Source organism: Affinibrenneria salicis, from assembly GCF_008710095.1.
The window spans coordinates 450,597-470,007 of sequence record NZ_VYKJ01000002.1; the positions used below are offsets into that span (position 1 = coordinate 450,597).

At 55.2% G+C, this 19,411-nt stretch carries 18 protein-coding genes; 13 read left to right on the plus strand and 5 right to left on the minus strand.

Features of this window, described 5'->3' with window-relative positions; genetic code table 11:
• Window positions 1-14 precede the first annotated feature (14 nt).
• From sapD to FJU30_RS06955, 8 genes are all read left to right on the plus strand, one after another.
• Window positions 15-1,007 (plus strand): putrescine export ABC transporter ATP-binding protein SapD, encoded by a 993-nt coding sequence (gene sapD, locus FJU30_RS06920; RefSeq protein WP_150434241.1) that lies wholly within the window; start codon window positions 15-17, stop codon window positions 1,005-1,007.
• Window positions 1,007-1,822, plus strand: a complete 816-nt coding sequence (gene sapF, locus FJU30_RS06925) for a putrescine export ABC transporter ATP-binding protein SapF (protein ID WP_150434242.1) — start codon at window positions 1,007-1,009, stop codon at window positions 1,820-1,822. Before sapD ends, sapF begins: the two co-directional genes overlap by 1 nt.
• A 259-nt stretch (window positions 1,823-2,081) precedes the next feature.
• Window positions 2,082-2,870, plus strand: coding sequence for an enoyl-ACP reductase FabI (fabI, locus tag FJU30_RS06930; RefSeq protein ID WP_150434243.1), 789 nt, complete (start codon window positions 2,082-2,084; stop codon window positions 2,868-2,870).
• A 96-nt stretch (window positions 2,871-2,966) separates the two neighbouring features.
• Complete coding sequence (locus FJU30_RS06935; RefSeq protein WP_317984038.1) at window positions 2,967-3,575, plus strand: DUF6707 family protein; 609 nt, start codon at window positions 2,967-2,969, stop codon at window positions 3,573-3,575.
• 48 nt (window positions 3,576-3,623) lie between these two features.
• Window positions 3,624-3,983 (plus strand): hypothetical protein, encoded by a 360-nt coding sequence (locus FJU30_RS06940; protein WP_150434245.1) that lies wholly within the window; start codon window positions 3,624-3,626, stop codon window positions 3,981-3,983.
• A 52-nt stretch (window positions 3,984-4,035) separates the two neighbouring features.
• On the plus strand, window positions 4,036-4,389 hold the full coding sequence (locus tag FJU30_RS06945; protein ID WP_150434246.1) for an SMI1/KNR4 family protein: 354 nt from the start codon (window positions 4,036-4,038) through the stop codon (window positions 4,387-4,389).
• 106 nt (window positions 4,390-4,495) lie between these two features.
• A complete protein-coding gene (locus FJU30_RS06950) occupies window positions 4,496-4,927 on the plus strand; it encodes an SMI1/KNR4 family protein (protein WP_150434247.1) in 432 nt (143 codons plus the stop codon).
• Between the two features lie 396 nt (window positions 4,928-5,323).
• Window positions 5,324-5,830, plus strand: coding sequence for a GrpB family protein (locus FJU30_RS06955; protein WP_150434248.1), 507 nt, complete (start codon window positions 5,324-5,326; stop codon window positions 5,828-5,830).
• A gap of 132 nt (window positions 5,831-5,962) precedes the next feature.
• Here the strand turns inward: FJU30_RS06955 and FJU30_RS06960 are convergent, their stop codons facing one another.
• The 3 genes from FJU30_RS06960 to FJU30_RS06970 form a co-directional block, all read right to left on the minus strand.
• A complete protein-coding gene (locus tag FJU30_RS06960; RefSeq protein WP_150434249.1) occupies window positions 5,963-6,490 on the minus strand; it encodes a DUF6882 domain-containing protein in 528 nt (175 codons plus the stop codon).
• Window positions 6,491-6,854: 364 nt separating this feature from the next.
• Window positions 6,855-7,148 (minus strand): hypothetical protein, encoded by a 294-nt coding sequence (locus FJU30_RS27065; protein ID WP_223881511.1) that lies wholly within the window; start codon window positions 7,146-7,148, stop codon window positions 6,855-6,857.
• A 464-nt stretch (window positions 7,149-7,612) separates the two neighbouring features.
• Entirely contained in the window at window positions 7,613-8,473 is an 861-nt protein-coding gene (locus tag FJU30_RS06970; RefSeq protein WP_191091538.1) for a DMT family transporter, read from the minus strand.
• 921 nt (window positions 8,474-9,394) lie between these two features.
• On the opposite strand from FJU30_RS06970, the gene FJU30_RS06975 reads away from it, so the two are divergent.
• Window positions 9,395-9,775, plus strand: a complete 381-nt coding sequence (locus tag FJU30_RS06975) for a hypothetical protein (RefSeq protein ID WP_150434251.1) — start codon at window positions 9,395-9,397, stop codon at window positions 9,773-9,775.
• Between the two features lie 117 nt (window positions 9,776-9,892).
• A complete protein-coding gene (locus FJU30_RS06980; protein WP_150434252.1) occupies window positions 9,893-10,642 on the plus strand; it encodes a GntR family transcriptional regulator in 750 nt (249 codons plus the stop codon).
• Window positions 10,643-10,687: 45 nt separating this feature from the next.
• Here FJU30_RS06980 and FJU30_RS06985 read toward each other — a convergent pair whose 3' ends face one another.
• Window positions 10,688-12,013, minus strand: a complete 1,326-nt coding sequence (locus FJU30_RS06985; RefSeq protein ID WP_150434253.1) for a 6-phospho-alpha-glucosidase — start codon at window positions 12,011-12,013, stop codon at window positions 10,688-10,690.
• A gap of 33 nt (window positions 12,014-12,046) precedes the next feature.
• A complete protein-coding gene (locus FJU30_RS06990) occupies window positions 12,047-13,645 on the minus strand; it encodes a PTS transporter subunit EIIC (protein WP_150434254.1) in 1,599 nt (532 codons plus the stop codon).
• A gap of 267 nt (window positions 13,646-13,912) precedes the next feature.
• Between FJU30_RS06990 and FJU30_RS06995 the strand changes: the two genes are divergently transcribed.
• The 3 genes from FJU30_RS06995 to FJU30_RS07005 all read left to right on the plus strand — a co-directional run bounded on the left by FJU30_RS06995 (window position 13,913) and on the right by FJU30_RS07005 (window position 19,215).
• Window positions 13,913-15,853, plus strand: coding sequence for an exoribonuclease II (locus FJU30_RS06995; RefSeq protein WP_150434255.1), 1,941 nt, complete (start codon window positions 13,913-13,915; stop codon window positions 15,851-15,853).
• A gap of 22 nt (window positions 15,854-15,875) precedes the next feature.
• Window positions 15,876-16,793, plus strand: a complete 918-nt coding sequence (locus tag FJU30_RS07000; RefSeq protein WP_150434256.1) for an aldo/keto reductase — start codon at window positions 15,876-15,878, stop codon at window positions 16,791-16,793.
• Window positions 16,794-17,148: 355 nt separating this feature from the next.
• A complete protein-coding gene (locus tag FJU30_RS07005) occupies window positions 17,149-19,215 on the plus strand; it encodes a carbon starvation CstA family protein (RefSeq protein WP_150434257.1) in 2,067 nt (688 codons plus the stop codon).
• Window positions 19,216-19,411: the final 196 nt, after the last annotated feature.

Here is a 19,411-nt window from a genome sequence, read left to right on the forward strand (position 1 = left end):
GGCGGAGAGACAGAATGCCACTGCTTGATATTCGTAATCTGACCATTGAACTGCTGACCGCCGACGGCACGGTCAAAGCGGTCGATCGCGTCAGCATGACCCTGACCGAAGGCGAAATTCGCGGTCTGGTGGGGGAATCCGGCTCGGGCAAAAGCCTGATAGCCAAAGCGATTCTCGGCATCACCAAAGATAACTGGCGGATCACCGCCGATCGTTTTCGTTTTAACGACATCGATTTGCTGCAGTTGACGCCGCGCGCGCGGCGCAAACTGGTCGGCCACAGCGTCTCAATGATTTTCCAGGAGCCGCAGTCCTGTCTTGACCCTTCCGGCAGCGTGGGCCGCCAGCTGATTCAGGCGATCCCCGGCTGGACTTACAAGGGCCGCTGGTGGCAGCGCTTCAACTGGCGCAAACGCCGGGCGATCGAGCTGCTGCACCGGGTGGGCATTAAAGATCATAAAGACATCATGGGCAGTTATCCGTATGAACTGACCGAGGGCGAATGCCAGAAGGTCATGATAGCCATCGCGTTGGCCAACCAGCCGCGGCTGCTGATTGCCGATGAACCGACCAATGCGATGGAGTCCACCACTCAGGCGCAGATTTTTCGCCTGCTGGCCCGTTTGAATCAGAACAACAACACCACCATCCTGTTGATCAGTCACGATTTGCAAACCATGAGCAAATGGGCCAACCGGATTAACGTGCTGTACTGCGGCCAGACGGTGGAGAGCGCGGTCAGCGAGGAACTGATCGCGCTGCCGCGTCACCCCTACACCCAGGCGCTGATCCGCGCAATGCCCGACTTCGGCCGTTCGCTGCCGCATAAGGGGCGGCTGAATACGCTGCCGGGCGCGATCCCGCCGCTGGAGCATTTGCCGGTTGGCTGCCGCCTCGGCCCGCGCTGCCCCTATTCACAGCGCGAATGCATGCAGGCGCCCGATCTGGTGGCGGTCAAAAACCACTGGTACGCCTGCCACTTCCCGCTCAACATGGAGGAATCCTGATGCTGGAGACGCTGCTGGAAGCAAGGAACCTGACCAAAACCTTCCGCTACCGCACCGGTCTGTTCCGTCGTCAGCATATTGAGGCGGTCAAATCGGTCAGTTTTACCCTGCGCGAGGGCCAGACGCTGGCGATTATCGGCGAGAACGGCTCCGGCAAGTCCACGCTGGCGAAAATGCTGGCCGGCATGATCCCGCCGACCTCCGGCGAGCTGGTGATCGACGATCATCCGCTGCACTACGGCGACTATCGCTACCGCAGCCAGCGTATCCGCATGATTTTTCAGGATGCCGGCAACGCGATGAATCCGCGCCAGCGCATCGGCCAGTTGCTGGATATGCCGCTGCGCCTCAATACCGAGCTTAGCGCCCAGGAACGGGAAAAGATCATCAACCGTACGCTGCGCCAGGTCGGTCTGCGTCCGGACCACGCCGGCTACTATCCGCACGCGCTGGCGCCCGGTCAGAAACAGCGCGTGGGGCTGGCGCGCGCGTTGATTTTACAGCCGAAAGTGATCGTGGCGGACGAGGCGCTGGCCTCGCTGGATATGTCCATGCGTTCGCAGATTATTAATCTGATGCTGGAGCTGCAGGATAAACACGGCATCGCCTATATTTATGTTACCCAGCATCTGGGCATGATGAAGCACATCAGCGACCAGATGCTGGTAATGCAGGGCGGTGAAATTGTCGAACGCGGCAGTACCGCCGATGTGCTGGCCGCTCCGCTGCACGATCTGACCAAACGCCTGATAGCCAGCCATTTCGGCGAGGCGCTGAGCGCCGACGCCTGGCGGCAGGACGGCGGCCAGTTCTGACGCCGGGCGTTTGCCTTTTCCCGCCCGCGCAGACCGCGGGCCGGAAAGGACGCGGTGAACAAAAAATGCGCGGGCGCCGCGCCGAATGACACGCAGAGACGCGCCTGATGGTTATTTACTGTTCGGAAGCGGAGCAATCCCAGTACCGCTGAGCGCATCAGGCATGCTAAAATCGCCGCGCTTATTCACTTCGATCGCCCTGAAGTCCGTATAATTTATTCCAGCGATCGCAGCACCAATGACAATAAGGATTACTGCTATGGGTTTTCTTACCGGTAAACGCATTCTGGTTACTGGCGTAGCCAGCAACCGCTCCATCGCTTACGGTATCGCTCAGGCTATGCACCGCGAAGGTGCCGAGCTGGCCTTTACTTATCAGAACGACAAACTGAAATCGCGCGTGGAAGGTTTCGCCAGCGAACTGGGTTCCAGTATTGTGCTGCCGTGCGATGTTGCGGAAGACGCCAGCATTGAAGCCCTGTTTGCCGAACTGGCCAACGTCTGGCCGACGTTTGACGGTTTCGTTCACTCCATCGCGTTCGCCCCGGGCGATCAGCTGGATGGCGACTATGTCGACGTAGTCACGCGAGAAGGTTTCTCGATTTCGCACGACATCAGCTCCTATAGCTTTGTGGCGCTGGCCAAAGCCTGCCGTAAAATGCTCAACCCGAATTCCGCGCTGGTCACCCTGTCCTACCTGGGCGCGGAACGCGCTATTCCGAACTACAACGTAATGGGGCTGGCCAAAGCCTCGCTGGAAGCGAACGTGCGCTACATGGCCAACGCCATGGGCGCCCAGGGCGTGCGCGTCAACGCCATCTCCGCCGGCCCGATCCGCACGCTGGCCGCCTCGGGCATCAAGAACTTCAAGAAACTGCTGTCGCACTGCGAAGCGGTCACGCCGATTCGCCGCGTGGTCACGATCGAGGATGTCGGCAACTCCGCCGCCTTCCTGTGCTCCGATCTGGCGGCCGGCATTTCTGGTGAAGTTCTGCACGTTGACGGCGGTTTCAGCATCGCCTCGATGAGCGAACAGGAACTGGGTTAATTCTCCTTTCCGGTTCTTCACCCGTATGCGAAAGCGCCCGGCCGGGCGCTTTCGCTGCATCCGGCAGGATGCAAGGCAAATTAAAGAGATCGCGTGATGAATATTCAACAGCATATTCAGAATACGAGCGCCCCACTGGCTGAATGCCTGCAAAAAATCCCCGCCAGGCGTCAAAAAAATCAAATTCTCTTCACCGAGTCGTTAACCCGTCTGGCTTACGGCCTGTATGTCTTCGGCAATGAAGCGCTGTGCGCCGAACTTATCGACAGATTAACGCAGGTTCGCTTCGCCGGTGATTACAACTACTGGAGCTGGATTGAATACGCGCTTGCGTTAAAAGCCAGCATGGCGCACGCCGCGGGCGACACCGACCAGGCAGCGCAGGCGATAGACCGCATCACCGCGCCGCTCGATATCGGCAGCGAGCTGGAAATCACGGTGAAAAAACGGGTCTTTGCCCGGATGCTGGCCGGGGAAATGCTGTCCGAGGACGGCCTGCGGGATACGGCTGAGATCAATGACCCGGCCGCGGAATACAATGATCGACTGCTCAATCTGATGGAAATGGTCAAAATCAGCGCCATCAAAACCAACGCGGAAGAGCACAATCCCGCGCTGGAAGTGGAAATCAGCAGGCAAATCGCGCGCTGCCGGCAACTGATTAATCTGATCGGTCTGGAAAATACCCAACCGTTTAAGGGGTGAACGGCGCGTCATGGCCGAGCATCCGTTTATTAACGCAAGCAGGTAGATATGTCGGATATAGATTTTATCTTATGTGATGTTCAAATGCTGTTATCAAGAAACAAAGGCCGTGAGTGGCGCGAGATGATACTAAAATACACTACGTCTCTCATGCGTTTTTTATCAAACCATCAACTGCTGGTTGACGTGACTCCCTTTGATGAAGACGGCAGATTAAAAGAGGATTTGCTGGTCAGAAAATCGAATGTCACCGCCGAGGGTCTGGCGCTGTATAAACAAGTCATTCCCGGCTGGGGTCGCTATTTAGATCGAAGTACGGTAGAGAATAAGTATGAGAATATCAGTCGCCTTGAGAAAGGGCTGGCCGCGTTGAGGAATAAGCCGCAGCGTGACGATTGCCAGTCGTGACAGGCATCACGCGGCGTTATTGAACCAGCGGCTTAGATACCATGAGGTCCCGGTGGAAAAAAACGCAACGTTAGCGGCGCTGGAGAAAACGATCGGCTGCACGTTTCCCGCGCTGTATAAAAAATTTTTGTGCGAAGTGGTACAGGATCGGGATGGGGTGACGATAAACAACCGGCGGAACGACACGGTCTGCATTTATCATGCATGCCATCTGGCGGAAAGAAACCAGACGTATACCGTACAGGACGCCGAACCCGGCTATTTTCTGATCGGTCAGGATGGCGATATTGGCTATTTCATCCGGATGAATGGCGACAGCGACAAAATATACAGTCTGGATCTCGGCGCGCTGGGCAGCCTGCCGATGGACGAGGAAGCCAGCGATATCTACAGTCTGTCCGGTTAATTAATGACCGTGCGCGGCGCAAGATAATAACGTATGTTACCGAAAAATACCGGCGACTTTCTGACTGAAGTCATCCACACCCGCGGCGATACGAAACGAAAAAACGATGACCATTGATTTTTTACGTCTCCACCACGCATTCACCCTTGATGTGCGAGCCGCGCCCTCTTCCGCTGACGAGATACAGCAGCTGTATCGCTATATCGGCCGCGAAGCGGTGCCGGAAGAATATATTGTATTAATCTCCCAATTTTCCGAGGCCGAAATTCGCATTATGGACGAAGGCTATCTGCGAATCTGGGGCGCGGCCGGCTGCGTGGAGATGAACGCCAGCTATCGCATCCAGCACTATATGCCGGGCGCATTAGCTATTGGCGACGATGAAGGCGGTCAGGTGATATTTTATGCTCGCGGCAGCAACGGATTCGGCCTGTATAAAACTGGCTTCGGCAATCTCGATATGCAAGATGCGGTCTTTATCGCCCGCGCTTTAACCGATCTGCTTGTGCTCGGCAAAGGCATTGAGCGGCTGATATAGGCGCTCAATAGCGCGGAGCGCAGGAAGACGGTCAGCGCGTCCGGCAGCCGCGCCGCGTGCAGGTAACGGAGGGATAACGTGTACTGACCCAAACCTAATTTTCCCCTTTTGCTAAATAGCTTCGCGTAATAGCGCTACACTTGCTCTGCAGGTTACAGTGACAGTGATATTATAATTAAATCATAATCAACTGTTTTTAATGATTATTTAAATGTTCTTATCATCAGTTACGCGCTGTGGCATGGTCAAAAGTGAAGCATCAATGCGCGAAGCTATTTAGCCAGGGTCAAGGCGGATACGGCAGGCAGTTCAGCGCCAATATATCTGGCGGTTCGAAAGCGAGTAAGTTGAACTGATGCTATGGTCAGTTCGCAGGGGAAACGAGAGCGCGTGAATATGAGAAAAGTGATCATTGTTGATTATAATGAGCAGTGGCCTGGCTTATTTGCGGCTGAAAGCTCGTTGTTGCAGATAACACTTGGCAAGGTGATCTCGCGGATTCACCATATCGGCAGTACGTCAGTACCGGGTTTGGCGGCAAAACCCGTCATAGACATAATGTTAGAGGTGGTTGGGCTGAGTGAGTTGGACAATTGTCACTCTGCAATGGAGCAAGCCGGATATACTGCGCGCGGTGAAAATGGGATCCCCAATCGCAGGTATTTCATTAAGGGTGGAAATCAACGCAGCCATCATGTGCATGCTTTTACCGTGGGAGACATGCAAATCGTAAAACATCTGGCGTTTCGTGATTATCTGATAAAAAACAAGAAAGCAGCAGACGAATATGTCGAGATAAAACGTGCTGCGGCGCTAGCAAGTGAAAACGACATTCATCGCTATAGCGCATTAAAGGCGGCCTTTATTGAAAACCATCTTCGGCTCGCCCAGGCCTGCACATAGAGTGGTGTAATTGTCTGAAGTCTGTACATAAACCGGTGTAATTGCCTGATGTTGGCATGTGCTGCCGCTGCCTTATTTAGAATCGTAAACAGGCTCCGACCTAAATTTCAGTAAACAGCACCACGGATGCGCTTAGTCCTTTTTGTTTATCGTCACCGAGCCATAAACCATGAACACGCGAGTTGAACCTGACAAACCACTATAACCGCCCTGACCGCCGCTAAGGTAACAGGCAAGAGCAGTAAACTGCCAGGCATCATCCATGGACACAGCAATTTTGCGTGTGGTTAGTTCCTCCCTCCCGTATTGCTCGCCAAAGTTGCGCACGCGTCGAGCGTACTCGCCGAGTGGCTCACTTACTGATGGATGATCCCACCCCCATAACCAGGTACCGTCTTCAGTATTGTAAGTGCCGACTACCTGCACTGGCGCGGATATCACCATGTCCTTTTCCTGATTGGTGAAGGTGATTGTCTCTGAATCAAGATCTACTGCCCATGCCGCTGTATCAAGGCCCCACATGTCTATCGCGGCCTGTGTGCGCAACTGCATCTCGTTATTCGCCCGCGCAATAGTGAGGTCCGGTTCTGAAAGAACAACCGTATCGCCACTCGTTCCTTTCTCTTTGTTGCCAAAAAGCTTCTGTAAGAAACTGGCCATTTATAGCCTCCTGTATTCTAATTTGACATAAAGTGGCGTTTGTATATCCGCTGTTCTCTTTATTGTCGATAACGTGCCGCCCGGCGGGCAGGTTAGAGCTAAAAATAACATTATGGATGTAATAAGTCTCGTCGTCGCGACTCAATGCGTCCCCCGCACAGCTGTGGAATGTGTATTTCCGCACGTTAAGAATCAAAGTTAACTTCCAGTAAGAAAAAGCCATTCCTGGTGTCAAAAACAAACGTTTCCCGGTTTATCGCCTGCCAGACTGGCGGGAGCATGGCGGCACGGTAGATATTGGGCGTATAAACACGCTGTTTTAGCATCCCCATAAATCCCATGGTCAGAGCATCTAATTCATTGTTCAGACTCGCGGCTTTGCCAAAGCGAAAAAACCATGCATTGATGCTGTCGACAATTGGTTTTCATTCACTTGATCCAGACTGATATGCCAGTTCGCCAGCACAGTATCCGGGTATATCGCAGCAAAATTACTCTCTATCGATTCCAGCAAGGTGCCTTTTCCCGGCAAACGAATAAACGTGTATTCGACACCCGTCGGGGCCTCGGCATTCATCATCTTAATGGCGCATAGATAGCCATTAAGTTTTTCGACATCCAGTTGAATCTGCTCATCAGCCATTTTTTTTAATTGCATGACGTTCAAATCCTGTGAGCTGGCACCTTTCTTTACCTGGCGTGCATCCGAAAGAATCCATCGTTATAACGACTATCCCCCAGCAACTTGACGCTTTGTAGTTAACCTCATGAAAATTAAAATTAATTAAACAGGATATCTCATTATCTTTCGGGAGAGTAAGCGATGCAGCACTGCGTTACCAGAGTTCCGAGAAAGCCGTTTAAATCGCAAGCAATGAGCTGGACATTTTCGGATAGTTGCTGTTCATATCAAATGTTCGCTTTCGCTCTTAGCCGCCGGTCAAATTATCGCACCTCGCCCGACCGAAGACCGAGGTACATAGCGACGTTCAGGGGGGATATCTCCTTAGCAGAATATTTAGCGCGAAGTCCCGGCCGTCTGTTGCCGGATGGATTTTTGCATCATAACCGCCTCATGATTCATAGTGAATATGAAAATGATACGCACCAGACAATTTCAGGCTATTTATAGCTAAGTAAAAAAACGCCAACAAGCACGGCACCTATCCCAAACTTCTGTCCGATGGTGGTTACTTCCCGGTAAATCACAATAGCTAATAGCACTGTCACACCGGAATATACCGAGCTAATAGGTGTTACTAACGACAGGTCACCAACCTTCGACGCGAAGATATAAAATACCCAGCCAGCATTAACCAGCAGAGAGTTCGAGAAGAAAATCAACATGCGACGCTGTGTTATGTCACCTTTAGCTAACTTACCGTTTCTGATTAATGCAAGCGAAATAAAAAAAATGGCTTGCGTCAAGGCTGAGTAAAAGAAGGTATTTATGAGATCAAGCGATTTCGCAGAGAAACCGAGGATAAAAAAAGCCACGCCAAAGCCGACCATGGCAAAGATGGCCTGATGAAACCCCCGCGCACCACACTGCAACATTCGAAAAATATTGCCAGATGTCATAACAATGCCAATGAAGATAATCGTCACCGCAATCCAGGTAAGCGGAGATAGTTTTTCTTGTAAGAAAATGATGGAGAAAAAAATAGTAACCAGGCTGTAGGTTGAGGCAATTGGGGATACTAACGTTAAATTCCCTACTTCGCACCCACGCATATATAGGTAATACCCCAATACATAGGCGAAAGAGCTGCAACTAATAATCAATACGGCATCAGCGTCGAATCTAAGATTTTGCGAAAAGATCAAATATATGCCAAAGAGGCCGGCGACCCCTAAGGTAAGTATATTTCGAACCAACATCGTTTTCGCAGTACCTAACTGACGAATCATCAGACTTTGAATAAAATCCGAGATCCCCCAACACGCCATAACCATCAGTCCGCCAAAAACGCCGAGATCCATACCAAATAACTCCATACTGGTTAAACTTTCTGCATCAGCCGATGCCGTGTATTCGTCGATAGCGGTTTCATCCTTTGAATAAAACGGTCATTTACCAATTTTTTTGCACGTAAAAAACCGCTTGCCTCAGCTAATCCACATGCCAGCTCACCGTTGGCCGGCTCATGCCGAGCCTTTCAGCAACCAGCGTTACGCAAACTCATCCCGAAACGCGCTCCCCTTGAGCTGATGGGAGAAATGCGCACAAGGGGCCTTCAGCCAGTGAGGGATTAGAATGCGATATTCACCGGCAAGGGCTTTGGATTGCTCTACAAATTTAGTCTCTGATCGCATCATATACTCATATAGCAAAATGTCAATTCGACTATGTATGCCATATGGATAACTCGCTATTAGCGAATGCTTTCGCCGCACCTTATGCTATTGCCAGCAGTCCTGGCTCCTGAATCAAGGCTATTTTTGAAGAGATCGCAAAGGAGGATTTCGCATAAATTAACGCTGGAGTCCTTCTATTTCAGTAGATTAGTTTGAATGTCACTAAATAGCTTCGCATAATAGCGCGACACGTGCAGGACATGACATCCCGCCAGTACGGGCCTCGCCCAATGACACAATGAGAAGCGGAACATCAATACATGAAGTTATTTAGAACGGAAACCGAAAAAAGATCGACCCTGCGCATGATCGTCAACGATATCGGGATATTTTCTTGAGCACAGACGACGCAATAAACGGTGCGGATGTCACGTTCAGTGGAGACGGAAGTAAAATAATATCCATACTGTGTCAGGAAGTTCGTAATGAACCACGGCTGTCTCTGCATGAAAAATTAAAGCGTTATTCTGACAATAATCTATTATGGCACGGCCTGATTCAGATAAACGCCGTAGCAGCCTTCGAATAATATAGCAACCGGGTCAAATGATGAACGATAAATTAGTTGAGCTGAACACCCTTCTCGCCGCGCCTGCTTTCTTCGTTTTTCTGCGGAATATTGATATCGATGACGCGCTGGATCGGCGTGATGAACCCGCGTTTGACCGGGTGTGGAACGACAATTTCCGCCGTACAGAGAAGCGAATATTGCCGCCGGAGACGCTGACCTTTATTGACGGATTGCGCGAGAAATCGTTCAAAGACGCTTTTCGCCTGACGCAAGATGATGAGCTGGCGGCCAGAATCTCTGATGACATTGCGTTAATCGCCAAAGATATCGCGCTGGAAACGGCGGATAGCTGGCCGGTCAATGTGTTATGGCCGGCGTATAAACGGGGAGTTTTCCCCACTCAGGGCGAAATTTAACCTTGCCGCCCGCCATATTTCACATCGCTGCAGGATAACCTGTCGCGGCGACTTGTATAGTGGGCTAGCCGGCTATACTCTGTTTGCGTGTCGGAGGCAGAACGGGAGGACGCCGGCGTGATCGACAAACGCTCATATGTGCCATTTTATCTGCAGATCGAGCAGATTCTGGGGCAACAGATTCAGGACAGACAATTAAAGCCGGGCGATCCGCTCCCGACCGAAGCGGAATTATGCCAGCAATATCAGGTTTCGCGTATGACGGCGCGCAAAGCCGTCGATTATCTGGTGCGCCAGGGGTTGGTTGAACGTTTCCGCGGCCGAGGCACTTTCGTCGCGCAGCCGGATACGCGGCAGAAAATCAATTTACCGCTCGACCAGCAACTGACGTCCAGCGAAATCGCCAGTTCGTCCAACCGGCAGATCGTCAACCGCCTGCTGCATTTCTCTCTGCAGCCCGCCTCGCGCGAGGTCGCCAGTCACCTGCATCTGACGGAAAAAACGCCGGTGCACTATATGCTGCGCCTGCGCCTGATCGACAATACGCCGTTTGTTTATGAACAGTCCTGGATGAACTATTCGCTATTTCCCGATCTGACCGAACAGCATCTTAACCATTCAAAATATGCTTATCTGCGCAGTAAGGGCATTCAGGCCGTCGGCAGCCACAAAGCGTTCACGGCGGAGCTGCCCACCGCGGAGGTGCGCGAAGCGCTGGGTCTGGCGCGGGATGAACCGGTGCTCTCCGCGCGCGTGATCGCGTTCTACGGAGAGCATGAGCCGTTTGAGGTTTCTAACGTTTATTACAATCAGCGCTACTACACCTTTACCGTCGACGCCGCCCCGCGTCCTCTGCTGGCCCTGTGAGGATCGGCTGTTCCCGCTGGCGGGAACAGCCGACGCCCGACGGCGTTATTTTAATGTCGGCCAGTAATCTTTATTGGCTTCGATCAGCGCATCCAGCACTTTTCTGGCCTTCTTCGCATCCACCACCAGCCGGTTCAGCGTCAGCGCCTGCAGCGCCTTGTGGTACGAACCTTCAAACCACGCTTCGATGGTCAGGCGCTCGTAGGCGAACTGCTGTTCGATCATCCCTTTGTAAAACACCGGAATATTGCCGACGCCGAACGGCCGCGGGCCATTGATGCCCAGCGTAGCCGCCACCTCGACCATCGCGCTGTCGTCCAGATTATTGACCAGACCGTTATTTTCCACGATCACCACGAAAATGCGCTGCTGGTTATAAGCGATGGATTCGGCGACTTCCACGATCATATCGCCGTGCGCGTCGTTGTGAACCACGCTGGCGCCTTTGGTCGACCCGGCCTGCACCGCTTCTCGACAGGTTTCGAACACCCGTTTTTCCCGGCCGGCCATCACTTCATTGGCGCGGGTAAAATGCGGATCCAGCTTGCTCAGTTTGTAGTCCGGGTAGAGGTAATACTGCAGGTAGGTGTTGGGCAGATAGTCCGGGAAGTCGCGCAGCATATCCGCCACCACGGCGTAGGTATCCAGCCAGGAGGCGTCGCGCTGCTCGGCATCCGCCGGTTTAAAGCCCTGCTGACTGATGATCGCTTTCAGCTGCGGCAACAAATCCACGCCGGCCTTATCGTACAGATGGGTAAACCAGCCGAAATGATTCAGACCGAAATAGACCGGCTCGAATTCATTGACGTCGCGGTTCAGCAGACGCGCGTAGGAGCGCAGCAGGTTAACCGGCTGGTCGCAGATATTCAGGATGCGCTTGTCATCGGGAAATTTGAAGCGCAGCGCATCGGCCACGATAGCGGCCGGATTGGTGTAGTTAAGGATCCATGCTTCCGGCGAGCTGCGGCGCACGTTTTCCACCAGTTCGATCATGTCGCCGATCGAGCGCATACCATAGGCGAAACCGCCGGGACCGCAGGTTTCCTGACCAATCACGCCCAGTGACAGCGGGATTTTTTCATCCTTTTCACGCATTTCATAACCGCCGGTGCGCATCTGGCAGAAAACGAAGTCCACGTCGTTAAAGGCCTGCCCGGCATCAGTCGTATAGGAAAAGTCCAGTTCGGGATACTCTTCCTGAAACAGCAGGCGGGCGAAATCCCCAATCACCGCCTGACGGCCGGCGTTAATGTCATACATCACCAGACGCCGTAACGGAAAACTTTCCTGCCGCTTACACAGCGCCTTTAACAGTCCCGGCGTCCAGGTCGACCCACCGCCAACGATGACAATACTGTACTTTTTTGACATAACAATTTCCTTAATCATACGCAACACATTAAGTTACACTGTAACTCCAAGAGCACTCTTTACCTCGCTGGCGATCTTTTCCACCTGCGGGCCATAAATCACCTGAACGTTGAATTCATTTACCTGCTTAACGCCGTTCGCGCCGGTGCTCAGCAGCATCTTCTCCACTACTTTGGTCATGTCTTTGACCTGCACGCGCAGCCGGGTAAAGCAGCAGTCCACGTCCTGGATATTGCTTTCTCCGCCCAGACCGCTAATGATGTTTTTGATGCGTTCATCCGCGCTCACGGACGGCGCATCGGAAACCGCCTGTTCCTCCGATTCGCGCCCCGGCGTTTCGACATTCATGCGGCGAATCACATAGCGGAAACTGAAGTAGTACACCGGCGCGTACACCAGCCCCAGCAGCACCGCGAAGTACCAGTGCGTTTTCATCCCGCCCAGTACGCCGAACACCAGCAGATCGATTGCGCCGCCCTGAATGTTGCCGATCATCAGCTCCAGCGCCGACATCAGCATGAACGACAGCCCGCTCAGCGCGGCGTGCAGCAGATAGAGAAGCGGGGAAACGAAGATAAAGCAGAATTCGAGCGGTTCGGTGATCCCGGTCGTGAACGAGGCCAGCGCGCCGGCCAGCACCAGCGCTTTCACCCGTTTTTTATGCTCCGGCCGCGCGCAGTGATACATCGCCAGCGCCGCCGCCGGCAGGCCGAACATCATTACCGGGATCTTGCCCTGCGCCAGAAAGCGCGTGGCTTCGCGCACAATCTCATCGCTTACCAGACCGGGGTGAGTCAGCGACATATTGAAGATATTCAGCGCGCCGATCACCGTCTGATTATCGATGGTCGCCACCCCGCCGATCGGCGTAAAGCGCACCGTTTCGTTGAGAATATGGTGCAGACCGGTCGGGATCAGAATACGTTCGGAGAAACCGTACAGAAAAGCGCCGTATTGCCCGCTTTGCCCAATCAACTCGCCGACCCAGGCGATCCCCAGACCGATAGTCGGCCAGATCAGCGCCAGCCCCACGCCGACCAGCGGCAGGCAGATAACGGTAATGATCGGCACGAAACGGCGCCCGCCGAAAAAGGCGATCGCCGTGGGCAGTTCGATGGTGTAAAAGCGATTATGCAGCATGGCGGTGATCACCCCGGCGATCACCCCGCCCAGCACGCTCATGTTATAGGTGAAGATGCCCAGCGTCTGGGTGAATTCCGCGGCGTACATTAAGGCATCGGTCTGGCTCATCCCGCTCTGCATCAGGGCCGGGATGGCGATGGTCGCGGGCGTAATGCCCTGCGCGGTCAGCGTGGCCTTCACCCCGACGTGCATTGAGATAAAGCCGATCACCGCGGCAAAAGCGGCGGTCGGCTTCTCCGCGCTGGCCAGGCCGATGGCGCTGGCAAGGGCGAAAAACAGCGGCAGGTTGGCGAACAGCGCGCCGGCCACCTGGCGGATAAAGCCAATCACAATCTGCAGGCTGGTTATGCTGGCAAAGGCGTCGCCGGTAACGGCCGGGTTTTGCAGGGCGGCAGCCACGCCGAGGAAGATACCGGCGGCGGCGATAACCGAAATGGGCATCATCAACGCTTTGCCAAAACCATGAATTTTCGTACCCAAGTTTTTCATCACTCACCCTTATCATTTTCGGTGTTTTAAGGTCTGAGCGTATCTTGCTTTATCTTTGTATATACAACTAGCCCAATAACTCAAAACTTTGCGTTCTCTCACAATTAATTTGCGATCCCCGGCAAGCGCCCAGGGGATAGACATCCCGCGGACGGCGATCGCGGCAAAAGCAGCCGGATGGACTGGATTCAGGCTTGCCGCCGGCAGCCGATTCGCGTAAAACTGTCTGCCGCGATTAAGCCATTCACAACCCGCATTCTGGACGCTATGTTTCAAGACAACCCGCTGCTTGCACAGCTAAAACAGCAACTTCATTCTCAGACCCCCCGGGTCGAAGGCGTGGTCAAGGCCACGGATAAAGGCTATGGTTTCCTGGAAGTCGACGCGCAAAAAAGTTATTTCATTCCGCCGCCGCACATGAAAAAGGTCATGCACGGCGATCGTATCGTCGCCAGCGTTCATACCGAAAAAGAGCGCGAGATGGTGGAGCCTGAAACGCTGATTGAGCCGTTCCTGAGCCGTTTTGTCGGCCGGGTGCAGAAAAAGGACGATCGGCTGTCGATAGTGCCCGATCATCCCTTGCTGAAAGAGGCCATCCCCTGCCGGGCGGCGCGCGATCTACAGCACAATTTCGTCCAGGGCGACTGGGCGGTGGCGGAAATGCGTCGCCATCCGCTGAAAGGCGATCGTCATTTTCACGCCGAACTGACCCACTACATCACCAGCGGCGACGATCCGCTGGCGCCCTGGTGGGTCACGCTGTCGCGCCACAATCTGGAGCGCAGCGCGCCGGAAGCCGAGATTGCAGCGCTACAGGACGGCGATTTAACGCGCGAAGATTTGACCGCGCTGGACTTCGTCACCATTGATAGCGCCAGCACGGAAGATATGGATGATGCGCTGTTCGCCGAAGAAAACGGCGACGGCGGCTGGCGGCTGACTATCGCCATCGCCGATCCGACGGCTTACGTCCTGCCGGGCAGCGAGCTGGACAATATTGCGCGTCAGCGCGCGTTCACCAACTATCTGCCGGGCTTTAATATCCCGATGCTGCCGCGGCCGCTGTCGGACGACATCTGCTCGCTGCGGCCGGGTATGCGCCGTCCGGCGCTGGTCTGCCGGATACAGGTGGCCGCCGACGGCACGCTGGGCGACGAACCGCATTTCTTCGCCGCCTGGATCGAATCCAAAGCGAAGCTGGCCTATGACGATGTGTCCGACTTGCTGGAACAAAGCGGCGACTGGCAGCCGGATAGCGAAGCTATCGCGCGGCAAATCCATCTGCTGCACGGCATCTGTCTGGCGCGCGGCGAATGGCGCAGTAAGCATGCGTTGGTGTTCAGGGATCGCCCCGACTACCGTTTCCTGCTGGGCGAGAAAGGCGAAGTGCTGGATATCGTCCAGGAACCGCGCCGCATCGCCAACCGCATCGTCGAAGAAGCGATGATTGCGGCTAACGTTTGCGCCGCGCGAGTGCTGCGCGATCGGCTCGGCTTCGGCATTTACAACGTCCACACCGGTTTTGATCCGGCGAGCGTCGATCAGGCGGTGTCTGTGCTGGCCGCCAATGGGATCGAGACTCAGGCGGAACAGCTGCTGACGCTGGACGGTTTCTGCACGCTGCGTCGTCGGCTCGATGCGCTGCCCACCACCTTCCTCGACGGGCGCATTCGTCGTTTTCAGACCTTTGCCGAAATCAGTACCGCGCCGGGGCCGCATTTCGGGCTGGGGCTGGAAGCCTACGCCACCTGGACCTCCCCGATCCGTAAGTACGGCGATATGGTCAACCATCGCCTGCTGAAGGCGGCGATCAGCGGTCAGCCGGCGGAAAAACCGCAGGATGAGGTGACGCTGCAGCTGTCCGAACGGCGGCGGCTGAACCGCATGGCCGAGCGCGACGTCGGCGACTGGCTGTACGCCCGCTTCCTGCACGATAAGGCCGGCAGCGATACGCGCTTTAGCGCGGAAATCATCGATATCACCCGCGGCGGTTTGCGCATTCGCCTGCTTGATAATGGCGCGGTCGCCTTCGTTCCCGCTTCCTTTATCCATCCCGTACGGGATGAGCTGGTCTGCAGCCAGGAGACGGGCACCGCGCTGTTAAAAGGCGATGTACTGTACCGCCAGAGCGACACGCTGGATGTGGTTATTCAGGAAGTTCGCCTTGAGACGCGCAATATCATTGCCAAACCGGCGGCCGGAGAATAACTCACCAACGGAGAACGCCATAATGAAAACGATCAACCTCGGCCAGTCGGACCTGCGGGCTTCCTGCATCTCTCTCGGCTGCATGCGAATGGGCGATAAAAGCGTGGCGCAAGCCGCGCAGGTACTGGCTGCGGCCAGCGAAATCGGCATTGATTTCTTCGACCACGCCGACATCTACGCCGGCGGAAAATCTGAAGAGATCTTCGCCGCGGCGCTGACGCAGGCCGGGCTGCGGCGCCAGGATATTCTGCTGCAAAGCAAGTGCGGTATTCGCAAGGGGTTATTCGATTTCTCGCGCGAGCATATCGTCGATTCGGTGGAAAGCAGCCTGCGGCGACTGAAAACCGACTATCTGGATGTGCTGGTGCTGCATCGCCCGGATACGCTGTTCGAACCGGACGAAGTAGCCGCCGCGTTTGACCATCTGCAGCAGTCGGGCAAAGTGCGACATTTTGGCGTCAGCAATCAGCATGCGTTGCAGATCGAACTGCTGAAACAATCCGTGCGCCAGCCGCTGCTGGTCAACCAGCTGCAGTTCAGCATCATGCATACGGGCATGATCGACGCCGGTTTCAACGTCAATATGACCAATCCGGCGGCCAGCGATCGCGACGGCGCCATCCTTGAGTACAGCCGACTGCATCAGATGACGATTCAGGCGTGGTCGCCGTTCCAGTACGGCTTCTTCTCCGGCGTATTTTTGGATAATGAGCAGTTCCCCGAGCTGAATGCCGTGATTGATCGTCTGGCCGCGCAGTACGGGGTGAAAAATACCGCCATCGCCGTCGCCTGGATCCTGCGCCACCCGGCGCAGATGCAGGTGATTGTCGGCAGCATGAACGCCGGGCGCCTGCGCGATATCGGTCCGGCGACCGGAGTGGCCCTCAGCCGCGCGGAGTGGTACGAAATCTATCGCGCCGCCGGCAACGTGCTGCCCTGATCCCGAACGATGATGTATTAAAACCGACTGTCAGAGCGAGTCACCGGGGGACGCGTCGATAGCGCGCCCCTTTCGTGATCCAGATTCACTATTTTCGCTTCTCCGGCGGGAGGGTCAGACATCGCAGACGACGGCCCGGCGCGATTTGTAGTTAAATAATTTTACAGAATTTCATTCTCCCTCACACTTTCACGCTGTGCCGCCTTTTCCCCGCCATGAAAGACACTATGGTTAAATGGATTTATCCATCGCGCACGTTACCCGAAACGCGCATTCAGCGCCCCGGCGGCCGGCAATGCCGCGCCGGCTGACAGAGCCTGGGTGCGCCTCTTCCGTTTACGAAGGAGCCGTCATAATGAACAACCTTAAGAGCTTTGCGATCTGGCTGTCGGTGGCGTTAGCGGGCGCATTCGCCTTCGCGATGCTGGCGCTGAGCCGCGGCGAACATGTCAATGCCGTATGGCTGGTGGTATCGGCCGTGGCCTGTTATAGCATCGCTTACCGGTTCTATAGTCTGTTTATCGCTAAACGCGTGTTTGAGCTGGACGACCGGCGTCTGACGCCCGCAGAACGCCGCAATGACGGTCTGGACTATGTGCCGACCAATAAGTGGGTGCTGTTCGGACATCATTTCGCCGCGATTGCCGGCGCCGGCCCGCTGGTGGGGCCGATACTCGCGGCGCAGATGGGATTCCTGCCGGGCACTATCTGGATCCTGGTCGGGGTGATGCTGGCCGGGGCGGTACAGGACTTCCTGGTGCTGTTTATTTCCACCCGGCGCGACGGCCGTTCGCTGGGCGAAATGGCTAAACAGGAGCTGGGCACCTTCGCCGGCGTCGTCACTATGCTGGGGGCGCTGGGCGTCATGATCATCATTCTTTCCGCGCTGGCGCTGGTGGTGGTCAAGGCGCTGGCCGACAGTCCGTGGGGTCTGTTCACCATCGCCGCGACGATTCCAATCGCCCTGTTTATGGGCGTGTATATGCGCTTCCTGCGGCCGGGAAAAATCGCGGAGATTTCGATTATTGGCTTCGTGCTGATGATGCTGGCCATCATCTACGGCGGCGACATCGCCGCGCATCCGTACTGGGGCCCGCTGTTTACGCTGAAAGGCACCACGCTGACTCTTGCGCTGGTCATCTATGGCTTCATCGCTTCGGTGCTGCCGGTATGGCTGCTGCTGGCGCCGCGCGACTATCTATCGACCTTTCTGAAAATCGGCGTTATCGTCGGCCTGGCGATCGGCATCGTATTCGCTATGCCGGAACTGAAAATGCCGGCCGTGTCGCGCTTTATCGACGGTTCCGGTCCGGTGTTCTCCGGCAGCCTGTTCCCGTTCCTGTTTATCACCATCGCATGCGGCGCCATTTCCGGTTTCCACGCGCTGGTATCCAGCGGCACCACGCCCAAACTGGTCGAACGCGAAAGTCATATTCGGTTTATCGGCTATGGCGCGATGCTGATGGAGTCCTTCGTGGCTATCATGGCGCTAATCTGCGCCTCGGTCATCGACCCCGGGGTTTACTTCGCAATGAACTCGCCGGCCGCCCTGATTGGCAGCACGGTCGAAAACGCCTCGCAGGTGATTAATAGCTGGGGATTCGTCATTTCGCCGCAGGCGCTGAGCGATATCGCACGCGACGTCGGCGAAGCCTCCATATTATCGCGCGCCGGCGGCGCGCCGACTTTCGCCGTCGGCATGGCCTACATCATTAGCGAAATCTTTAACAGCCGCGCGATGATGGCCTTCTGGTATCACTTCGCCATTCTGTTCGAGGCGCTGTTTATTCTGACCGCGGTGGACGCCGGCACCCGCGCCTGCCGCTTTATGGTTCAGGACCTGGTGGGCATCGCCATTCCGCGCCTGGCCAACAGCCGCTCGTGGCTCGGCAATCTGGCCGGCACCAGCGTGGCCGTTGCGGGCTGGGGATTTTTCGTCTATCAGGGCGTTATCGATCCGCTGGGCGGCATTAATACGCTGTGGCCGCTGTTTGGCATAGGCAACCAGATGCTGGCTTCGATGGCGCTGATTCTCGGCACCGTGGTACTGTTTAAGATGAAAAAGCAGCGCTATGCGTGGGTGACCATTCTGCCCACTATTTGGCTGTTTATAACCTCAATGACCGCCGGCTGGCAGAAAATTTTTCATGAAAAACCGGCTATCGGTTTTCTCGCGCAGGCGAAGCGTTTCGCCGGCGGGCTAGAGCAAGGAACGCTTATCGCTCCGGCCAAAAGCGTGCAGGATATGCAAACCATCGTGTTCAGCAACCAGATTAACGCCGCTCTGTGCGCGTTCTTTATGCTGGTCGCGGTGACCATGCTGGTTTCCGCCTTCTTCGCTATTCGTCGCGCGTTGAACAGCGATCGCCCCACCGCCTGTGAAACCGCCTGCCAGCTGCGTGAAGAGGCAAAGGCGGGTTAAGCGGACAGTCCACGTCAGTTGATCAACGCCCCGTTCGCGGGGCGTTTTGCCGCGCTATGCCCCGCTGCACCGCGAGGCGTAGCACGCCGTCGATCGGCAGTCTGTGGCTTTACGTGCCATTCGAGCAACGAGTCGAATAATCTAAGACTTTTTACCTGTTCACTGCCCGGCAGCTAATTATACTGCATGTGCGTCG